A 9,717-nucleotide genomic window follows, 5' to 3' on the forward strand; every position below is an offset into this window, starting at 1 on the left:
TGGGCGTCCGTCAGTACGAATCGTTCCATCCGAAGCTTGAATCATGTTCAAGCCGCGGGTGGAATCCTGAATCTCAACAGGCCTTAGAACGGTGCAGCTTTTTCACGGAAACGCTGAATCGGTCTAACTCCTTGTTTTCCGCAATGATGCGACACTGCCCCATGATCGCCTCGGCACAGAGCGTCGGCATTGACGCGCGCCGGATCTTACGTTCCGGTGTAACTGGCCATGTTGCGGCGGTCTTCGAACGCTCGATCTATCTCAACATTGAGAAACGCTGGGTTTGCATCGGCGCCGAGGAAATCGGCCGCGGGCCGCTCAACGTTCCATGCGGGCGGGGATGTCCGCGCGATTGGCGGCATCTGACATTCGAGGGGCACCGTGTAAGCATATCCGGTGAAACGGTGATGCTCGGTGGAAAAGGAACAATCGGACTTGCCGCGCCCGTTTGGCATCCAGCCAGGCCGCCGGTCTGGAGCTCGGCCACTTTGGCCGGGGGGCTGGAGGCGCTCGAAAACCTCTTGCCAGCGGCACCGCCAGCCGAGGGGCTCGGCTGCTATGCGCGGCAATCGCCGCTGGCAATCGGTCTTGCCGCCCGGGCCGCCGGTTCGCATATCAGCGTCATCCGTGATTGGCTGGATCAGTCCAGACCGACAGCATCGCCGCTGCTCGACAGCGCGGTCGGCGCTCTTCTGGGGTTGGGGCCGGGCCTGACCCCTTCCGGCGACGATTTTCTGGCCGGGCTTTTGGCCGCGCTGCGCATTGTGGGGCGCCAGCATGACTCCGCTATCCTGTGGCGGATCATAGTCGAACGCGGACCCGCGGCGACCCATCCGATCAGTCTTGCCCATCTGACGAGTGCCGCCGAAGGCAGGCTGGCGGAACGGCTTCATCATGTGATCGATGCCATCCTGGCCGCCGATATTTCCGGCCTCGGGGCGGGTCTGGACGCGCTGTGCGGGCAGGGCCATTCGTCGCCCTGGGATGCACTTGCGGGGATTGCCGTCGCCTTGCGGACCTAGAACATGGCGGCGCGCGTCATTGAACTCATGCGGCATTCAGGCGATCCTGTCAGACGTGCAAGTCCTCACTCCCCGCCAACGGCCTATCCCTGCAACAACGTCGTTTGGTGGCCACGTTTGTCGGGTATATGCAGCTGTGCCTCCGGGCGGGTGAATGTGCTGCGCCCTGCCTTGATCCCGAACAGAGGCTGGGCCAGTTCGCCGACAGCCGCCGCTTCCGATGACGCATTGATCACCACCAGATCGGCCGGGTTTCCCACCCGGATACCATAGTCGGCCTTGTTCATCAGCCGTGCCGGGAGCGTAGTTATCATCTCGAAACATGCGGCGAGATCGGCGGGCCGGCCGAGTTGGGCTATGTTTGCATAGAGATTGGCCATCCGCACCATCGAGCAGTCCCCGAACGGCGTGAACGGGTTCAGCACATTGTTGGTGGATATGCTGCACGTCACCCCCTGCGCTGCCAGGCGGTGAACGGGCGCAACGCCACGCGGGACCAGATGGTCGTGTCCCTGCCCCATCAGGAAGAGATCGGTTGCCGGCAGGACCGTCACCGCGACGCCTGCCTCGCTCAACATGCGGGTGATGTCCTCGAACTGATCAGGTGGCGCCGCCGACAGCTTCGAGACATGGCCGACGGCAACGCGGCCGCCCCGGCGATGCAACGCCGCCTGCCGACAGACTTCGACAAGATCCATTCGCGAGGCATCGAGGTCGAAATCGAGGTGAAAGTCCAGATCGACGTCGTAGTGCGAGGCCAATTCAAAGATCCGGGCAATCTGCCCATGCGGATCGCTGTCGGTGTAGGGGCAGCCGCCGATGAGGTCGGCCCCCTGCTCGAGAGCGGCGACGAGCAATTCGTCGGTTCCCGGATCGTTGAGCAGCCCCTCCTGCGGAAATACGCAGATCTCGATTTCGATCGCCCAGGCATAGTCGCGCTTCAGCTGACGCACGGCCTCGAAGCTGCGCAGTCCGGCGCGCGGGTCCACCTCCACATGGGTGCGCATCCGTGTCGTACCCTGGACAATCGCCTTTTCGAGCGTGCGCCGTCCGCGCTCGTAGACATCCTCCACGGTAAAGACGCTCTTGAGGAGCGAGACCTCCTTGATCGCCTCGGCCAGCGTATCGGAGCAATTGCAGCGATCCTGAAGACAGGACTTGTCGAGATGAATATGGCTTTCGACGAATCCGGCCGTCACCAACAGGTTGCCGATGTGTATCTTCGGCCCGTCCGCCGCGATATGTGGGGCAATCGCGGCAATTCGGCCGCCACGGACGGCGATGTCTCGCGGCACGTCGTCGAAGCCGTGAATGCGGCCGCCTTGCAGGACGAAATCGGGCGGCCGTGTCATGCGGACACCGCCTTGGCGGGTTGCACTTCGCGCGCATGGTTGCTGCCGAGGTAGGCGGCCTCGAGGGCGGAATCGCCTTTCAGCGCCTCGGCGGTTCCTGCGCCGACGATCCGGCCCTGCTCCAGCACATATCCCCTATCGGCGATGGTCAGCGTCAGCGACGCCATCTGATCGACGAGCAGCACCGTCATGCCTTCGTCGCGCAGATCGGCGAGGACGGCAAACAGTTCCTCGATCATTGTCGGCGCAAGTCCCAGCGACGGCTCGTCGAGCAGCAGGATCTTCGGCTTTGCCATCAGGCCGCGCGCTACCGCCAGCATCTGCTGTTCGCCGCCGGACAGGAGCCCCGCGCGCCAGTGAAGCCGGTCCTTGAGGCGGGGAAAGCGTTCGATCAGCGCTTCTATCTCCGCCCTGTAGTCGCCACGCCCTCTGCAATAGGCACCGATGCGGATGTTTTCGACGACGGTGAGTTCGGGAAAGACCTGCCGGCCTTCCGGGACCAGGGCAATGCCGCGGCGAGCAATCTCATGTGCCTGGCACTGCTCGATCGCCTGTCCCTCGAGGCAAACGGAACCGAAGACCGGCCGAAGCAGGCCCGACAGCGCGCGCATCGTGGTCGACTTGCCGGCGCCGTTGGCGCCGAGAAATGCAACGACCTCTCCCGCACGGACCTCAAGGTCGACACCTGCCAGGACGGACACCGCCGCGTAGCCGGCGTTGAGCTCGCGCACGGCAAGGACCGGCTCCGCCTCGCCGCCTGCCAGGGGAACCCGGCGCGGCCTCGCCTGCAGCTCACCGGACCCGAGATAGGCGGCGATTACCGCCGGATCGTTGCGCACCTGCGCCGGCGCTCCCGTCGCAATCGGCCGTCCGGCGTCGAGCACAAGGATCTCGTCCGATATTCCCATGACGAGGCCCATGTCATGCTCGACCAGGATGACGGCGATGCCGCGGTCGGCGATCGTCCGCATGATCCGGGCCAGGGCCGCCTTCTCGATCTGCACGAGGCCCGCCGCGGGTTCGTCGAGCAGTAGCACGCGGGGCCGGAGCGCGAGCGCACGCGCGATCTCGACCAGGCGCCGGTCGACATGCGGCAGATCGCCGGCCGCCGTGTCGGCCTCTCCCCGATAGCCCACCAGATCGAGCAGGCCGAGAGCCATGTCCCGATCATGCGCGCCGGCCAGCGCGCCGACCGGATTGCCCAAGCGGCCCCGCCGCATCGCGATCAGGATATTGTCGACAACACTGAGTGTCGGAAACAGCTTGGTCGTCTGATAGGTGCGCGCGATGCCTGCCCGCGAGACGGTCGTGGCAGACTGCCCGGCCAGCTCCGCTTCACCCAACCGGATCGATCCAGCCGTCGGCTTGTAGAAGCCGCCGATCATGTTGAGGACCGTGGTTTTGCCGGCTCCGTTCGGCCCGATAATGCTGGTGACCTTGCCCGGCACGCCGCCGAGGCTCACACCCTCGGCCGCTTGCAGGCCGCCGAAACGGATGCCGATCCCGCCGACGGCAAGCTGCGGCCCGTCTCCATCGGGCGCGAGAAACGCGGCGACATCGGCCGCGCGGTCGCTCCGGCCGCCTTGTCCTTCGGCGCGGGGCCGCGGGAATAGGCGCGCCAGCTCGCCCACAATGCCGGACGGCGCGAGCCAGAGCACAACCAGCAGCAGGCCGCCGAAGAACAGCAGGCGGTATTCGGCAAGACCGGACAGCAATTCCGGCAGCAGCACGGTAACCAGCGCGCCGGCCACCGGGCCGAGCGTCCAGCCCACGCCCCCCACGATGACTGCGAAAAGGAAGATGATCGACTGGGAGAACATGAACGAGCTGGGCGCGATGAACATCATGAGCGGCGCATAGAGCGCGCCGGCCAGGCCCGTCAGTGCCGCCGAGGTCGCGAAGGCAGCGGTCTTGACAACCACCGGATGCAAGCCAACCGAGCGCGCGGCGATATCGTCGTCGCGCACTGCGATCATCGCCTTTCCCCAACTGCTCTTGGCGAGACGGTCGAAGAGAATAAGCGCGGCACCCGCAAGCACGATGGCCAGAACGGCCATTTCCCGCTCGCCGAACACCAGGTTGCCGAGGCTCGGACCGACGATGCCCAAAAGCCCGTTATGCCCGCCGGTCAGGCCGCGCATCTCGACCGCGCCGTGCTCGACGATGAATCCGAACGCAATGGTCACCATCGCCAGATAGGGGCCGCTGACACGCATCGCCGGCAAGGCGAGCAGCGCCCCGACCGCGGCCGCGACCACGCCCGCGGCAGCGAAGGCGATCCAGAAGTCGACGCCGTTCTGCGTCATGATGCCCACGGTGTAGGCGCCGATTGCATAAAATCCGACATGGCCGAGCGAAATCTGGCCGGTCAGACCGACTAGAATATTGAGCCCGACGCCGACAATGGTCGTCAGCGCGACGAGCGCCACGACGAATGTCAAATATCCGTCCGCCGTCCAGGCAAAGGCGATGCCGGCTGCGGCAAGCGCGGCTATCGCAGCCGGCATGACGAGGTTTGAGGGCGTGTGCGACTGTTTCATCCCGGGCTCCTCAGACCTTGTTGACGGCGGCACGGCCGAGCAGCCCGTTCGGCATTGCCGCGAGTGCCAGGATGATGACCGAGAAGACGACGATCTGGGTGTAGGTCGACCCGAAATAGGCGGTCACCAGCGCCTCGACGAGACCATAGGCAAATCCCGCGAGCATGACCCCGGAGGCCGATCCGATACCGCCGAGGATTGCAACGGCGAATGCCTTGAGCCCGAACAGTGTGCCCATGTCCGAATGGACCGAAAACAGCGGCGCAATCAGAAGCCCGGCCACGCCCGCGAGCACCGTCGAAATGGCGAATGCGCTCGCGATCACGACCTTGGCATTGATCCCCATCAGCCGCGCCGCCTCCTTGTTCTGGACGACGGCAAGCATTGCCTTGCCGGCGGCGGTGCGGCGGGCAACGATCTGAAGCACGACGGCGATGGACAGACCGACGATCGGAATGATGAGCTGCAAGGGATAGACGCCCGTGCCCATGAAATCGAAAGAGTCCTGCGCCAGCGGCGACGGCAGCCCGCGCGGCTCCTTGCCGAAGGTGAACAACACGATGTTGTCGACGACGATTCCGCCGGCAACCGTCGCCATCAGCCAGGCATCCGAACCACGTTCCACGAAGGGTCGCACCAGCACGCGTTCGACGACCAGGCCGAATATGGCGCAGCCGGCGAGGGCGACCGGAACGGCCATCCAGAACGGCCAGCCGAGCGTGACCATGAAGGTGAAGCCGAGCACGGCCCCCACCATGACCGCGCTGCCTTGAGCGAAGTTGACGGTATTCGAGACCGAATAGGTGACGTGGAAACCCAGTGCGATGAGGCCGTACATGGCGCCGAGGCCGAGGCCGGTAACGACAGCAGAAGTCAGAAGCATTCCGCGATCCTCCGATTGCGCGGGAAAGGAGCAGGGCCGGACGAGAATCCGGAACGAGCCACCGCTCGTCCCGGAATTCTTCAGCGATCGAGCGGGATGATCTCGCCGTCCACGAAATGGGAGAAGACGTAATCCTTCGACGCGATGGCGTCGTGGTTCCCCGGCGAGAAGGGCTTCTCATAGGTCTTGATGAGCCCGTCATACTTACCGATGGCGTAGAATCCGTCGCGCACCGCCGGGCCGTCGGTCGACCCTGCATTGGCTATCGCCAGGGCCGTCAGGTGCATCGCGTCATAGGCGTTGGCGATGCCGGTCGCCGGCGTCACATCGGCAACCGACTTGATCTCGGGATACTTCTCCTTGAGTTTCGCGAAGAGAGCCTGTGCCTTTGGCGAATCCTCCTCCCCTCGGAACAGGAAGGTCTGAATGAAGTGGACCCGCGCGCCGTTGGGACCGGCGAGCTCGGTAAAGCGGCCGCCGGCCGGACCCCAATGCGATACGATCGGCACATCCCAGCCCATGCTGTCGAGGGACTGAACCACCTGCGCCGAGGGCGCCACATTGGCGACCAGGAAGAGAACCTCGGCGCCCGCCTCCTTGAGCCGCGTTAGCTGCGGCACCACGCTGACATCGCTGGTCTCGAACTTCTCGATCCCCACCGACGACAGTCCCTTGGCCTCGAGCGCGTGGGTGAGAGCCTCTTCGTTGGATTCGCCCCAGGGGTTGTTGATCAGGATCATGCCCGGCTTCTTGGTGCCGTATTTATCGATCATGTAGTCGACCAGCGCCTCGCCGACCAGGGCGTCAACCGCCGAGACCCGGAACACATAATTGTCTTCCGCCCCGTTTCTGGTGATCGCCGTTCCGGCAGCCCAGACGCCTACGAACGGGACCTGCGTCTGGTTGGCAAACGGAACCACCGCCAGCGACACCGGTGTATCCAGCCCGCCGAAGATGGCCGACACACCTTCGCGCTGCACGAGTTCGCGCGCCGCCAGAAGCCCCTTGCCGGGATTGCTTTCATCGTCGCGCACGATAAGTTCCAGCGGGCGCCCGAGCACCCCACCGGCCTCGTTTATCTCCTCGACCGCAATCGAAAGACCGCGGGTGATCGCTTCGCCCGATTTGGCCGACTGTCCGGACAGCGCCGCGACCAGGCCGAGCCTGATCGATTCCTGCGCGAACCCCGATCCTCCCCATGCGATCGAAGCGGCCAGGCCGATGGCCCCGGCAATAACCGCTCGCCGCGGAATGAAGCACTTGAATGTCATCGCTTGTTCTCCTCTTGTTTGGCTTCCGACCGAGATAATGGTCCGGAGCCCCGGCGCTCTGTTGCGCTCTGTTGTTTGCATGCGATAATTGCATGCAATCCATCAAAGTGTCTACTTCTATATAGCTCCCCGCCAGGCAGGACTTACAATGCAAGATGCATGCCATCCATGGCCCGGTTCGCGACGTCCGGGCGTGAAAGCAGGAGGGGCGGACAGTGGGGAACCGCTGGCGGACATTGGATCAGCTTGCCTTTCCTGGAGTCGAAGTGATCATATAATTCATTGATTTTCCATGATTTTAAAATGAGGCAGGGTTCCAATCCGCCTGCATTTCGGATAGAGTTCACGACATCAAGATGGACCGTCGCGCCGAACATTGTTCTGGAATACCGGCCGGCCGACAAAAGCCGATGGACAGCGGATCGATCGCATGCAATTTTTGTATGCGAAAGGCACAAAAAATGTGCACCGCCCATGCAGCACAAGGATATCGAGGGCAGCAACATGACACGACCTGACGTCATCTTCGAGAACGCCCGGCTCGCGGACGGGCGCAGTCGCACGCTTGCCGTCTCATCCGGCTATTTCATCTCTCCCGACCAGGGTTCCGCAGCCGACGGAGCGCGGCGCATCGATCTCGGCGGAGGGCTCGTCCTGCCGGGCCTCGTCGACGGTCATATCCATCTCGACAAGTCCTTTCTTGGCGGGCCCTGGCGGCCGCATCGCGCCTGCACGGCCGAATTCAGCGTCAGGGAACGCGTGCAATTCGAGAAGGAGGAACTGGCGCAAGTCGCGGATGTGCGCAGCCGCGCCGCCGCTCTGATCCAGCGCGTCGTCTCGCGCGGCACGAGCCAGGTACGCTGCCACGTCGACATCGATCCGGAGATCGGGCTGGCCAGTCTGGAAGCAATCTGCGAGATACGCGAACGCTACAAGCACGTGCTCTCCATCCAGATTGTCGCCTTTCCGCAAAGCGGCATCGTAACGGCCCCGGGAACGGCCGACCTCCTGGACGCAGCGCTCAGGCAGGGCGCGGACCTGATCGGCGGCCTCGATCCAGCCGGTTTCGACAGGGACGTGAACGGACATCTGGACGTCGTGTTCGGTCTTGCCGAGCGGCATGGGGTCGATGTCGATATCCACCTCCACGATCCGGATCATCTCGGCTTGTTCGAACTGGACAAGATCGCGCGCCGCACGGTCGCGCTCGGCATGCAGGGTAGCGTCGCCGTCAGCCATGCCTACGGGCTCGGTCAGGTCGCTCCGGACATGGCCCGCCGGGCCGGGGAGACGCTGGCCGGGGCCGGCGTCGCGATCATGACCAATGCGCCCGGCGACCATGCCTTTCCGCCCGTGCGATTGCTGGCCGATGCCGGTGTGCTCGTCTTCGCCGGCAACGACAATATCCGCGATGCATGGTGGCCTTACGGGGACGGCGACATGCTCGAGCGTGCCATGCTGGTCGGCTACCGCTCCGGCTTCAACACCGACGAGGACCTGGAACTCGCATTCGCCATGACGACGGCCAATGCTGCCCGTGCCCTGCGGTTACCCGCCTACGGGCTGGAGCCCGGCGCGCCGGCCGATTTCTTTGTCGTGGACGCGGAAAATATTCCCGAGGTGGTCACCGCACGCCCGGCGCGCCAGCAGGTCTACAAGGCCGGCACGCTGGTCGCCGAGAACGGCGCGTTCTGCGCGGCGGAATCATCGTGATCTGGCCGATTTGCCGCGCGCGGCCCGCGCGCCATTGCCGATGCGGGTGGAATAGGGCTCGAGCACATCCATCAGGCTTTCCACCTGCATCTGCTTGGGCACGATCAATGCCCGTTCCGCAACCGATTCCAGATGGTCTTCCATGACGCGGACAGCTCTCTCGGCGTCACCCGAAACCAGCGCATCGAGAAGCTCCATATGCTCGCTGACGGCGCAATCGGAGGAATGCGGCCTTGCATAGAGCGCCAGCGTCAGACCGCATCTCAGGCAGACTTCGCGGACATAGCGTATGAGAACGGGGCTGCCCGTCATCTCGGCCAAAAGAACGTGGAATTCCGTGGCAAGACGGATCGAGATGGCCTCGCTTCCTCCTTGCGCCTTCTTTTCCTTCTCGAGGTGAGCCTTGAGTTGGGCCACCCGCTGGCGCGACAGATTTCCGGCAAGCCGCGAGACGACGATGCGCTCCAGACTGATGCGCATGTCGAACAGGTCGCGGGCTTCTTCCCAACTGGGTGTCGCCACCACCGCGCCCCGATTGCGGCGCAACTCGACCAGCCCCTCCGCTGCAAGCTGGCCGAGCGCGTGACGCGCGATCGTGCGGCTGACACCGAAACGCTCGCCAAGCGTATCCTCGGGCAGCTTGGTGCCGGGTTTCAGGGCCTGTTCGATAATCGCCTTGTGCAGGGCGGAACAGATGGCTCCGATGCGATCTTCCTCGGCTGGCTTGTCGGTGGGAATTGTCATTGCAACCCGGCATGCAGAAAGTCACCGGCAGGATCGCCGGCGCGACAGATTTGTCGCCCGACTATTAGTCCATACACCAAACCGATTGCAATGAAGCTAAGACTCTAGCTAGTTTCTGTCCATAAACGGCTGTTTTTTCGGGTGTTACGAGGCTCGCCTTCCTGCTCAACCCGATTATGTTGCGGCGCATAT

Annotated in this window: 7 protein-coding genes; 2 read left to right on the forward strand and 5 right to left on the reverse strand. The window is 63.9% G+C overall.

The features are described from left to right. A partial coding sequence (locus tag GM909_RS25420) for an oxamate carbamoyltransferase subunit AllH family protein (RefSeq protein WP_157020325.1) occupies positions 1 to 1,022 on the forward strand: 1,022 nt, incomplete at its 5' end. An 83-nt stretch (positions 1,023 to 1,105) separates the two neighbouring features. Here GM909_RS25420 and GM909_RS25425 read toward each other — a convergent pair. The 4 genes from GM909_RS25425 to GM909_RS25440 all read right to left on the reverse strand — a co-directional run bounded on the left by GM909_RS25425 (position 1,106) and on the right by GM909_RS25440 (position 7,068). Continuing rightward, positions 1,106 to 2,374, reverse strand: a complete 1,269-nt coding sequence (locus GM909_RS25425; RefSeq protein ID WP_157020326.1) for an amidohydrolase family protein — start codon at positions 2,372 to 2,374, stop codon at positions 1,106 to 1,108. Beyond that, a complete protein-coding gene (locus GM909_RS25430; protein WP_407941366.1) occupies positions 2,371 to 4,914 on the reverse strand; it encodes a branched-chain amino acid ABC transporter ATP-binding protein/permease in 2,544 nt (847 codons plus the stop codon). The genes GM909_RS25425 and GM909_RS25430 overlap by 4 nt, the downstream gene beginning before the upstream one ends. A 10-nt stretch (positions 4,915 to 4,924) precedes the next feature. Continuing rightward, on the reverse strand, positions 4,925 to 5,797 hold the full coding sequence (locus GM909_RS25435; protein ID WP_157020327.1) for a branched-chain amino acid ABC transporter permease: 873 nt from the start codon (positions 5,795 to 5,797) through the stop codon (positions 4,925 to 4,927). A gap of 80 nt (positions 5,798 to 5,877) precedes the next feature. Beyond that, complete coding sequence (locus tag GM909_RS25440) at positions 5,878 to 7,068, reverse strand: ABC transporter substrate-binding protein (RefSeq protein WP_157020328.1); 1,191 nt, start codon at positions 7,066 to 7,068, stop codon at positions 5,878 to 5,880. 504 nt (positions 7,069 to 7,572) lie between these two features. Here GM909_RS25440 and GM909_RS25445 point away from each other — a divergent pair. Continuing rightward, a complete protein-coding gene (locus tag GM909_RS25445; RefSeq protein WP_157020329.1) occupies positions 7,573 to 8,781 on the forward strand; it encodes an amidohydrolase family protein in 1,209 nt (402 codons plus the stop codon). Here the strand turns inward: GM909_RS25445 and GM909_RS25450 are convergent. After that, on the reverse strand, positions 8,773 to 9,525 hold the full coding sequence (locus GM909_RS25450) for a GntR family transcriptional regulator (protein ID WP_157020330.1): 753 nt from the start codon (positions 9,523 to 9,525) through the stop codon (positions 8,773 to 8,775). The genes GM909_RS25445 and GM909_RS25450 overlap by 9 nt on opposite strands. Between the last annotated feature and the right edge of the window lie 192 nt (positions 9,526 to 9,717).

It is taken from the genome of Mesorhizobium xinjiangense, from assembly GCF_009749525.1.
GTDB lineage: Bacteria > Pseudomonadota > Alphaproteobacteria > Rhizobiales > Rhizobiaceae > Mangrovimarina > Mangrovimarina xinjiangensis.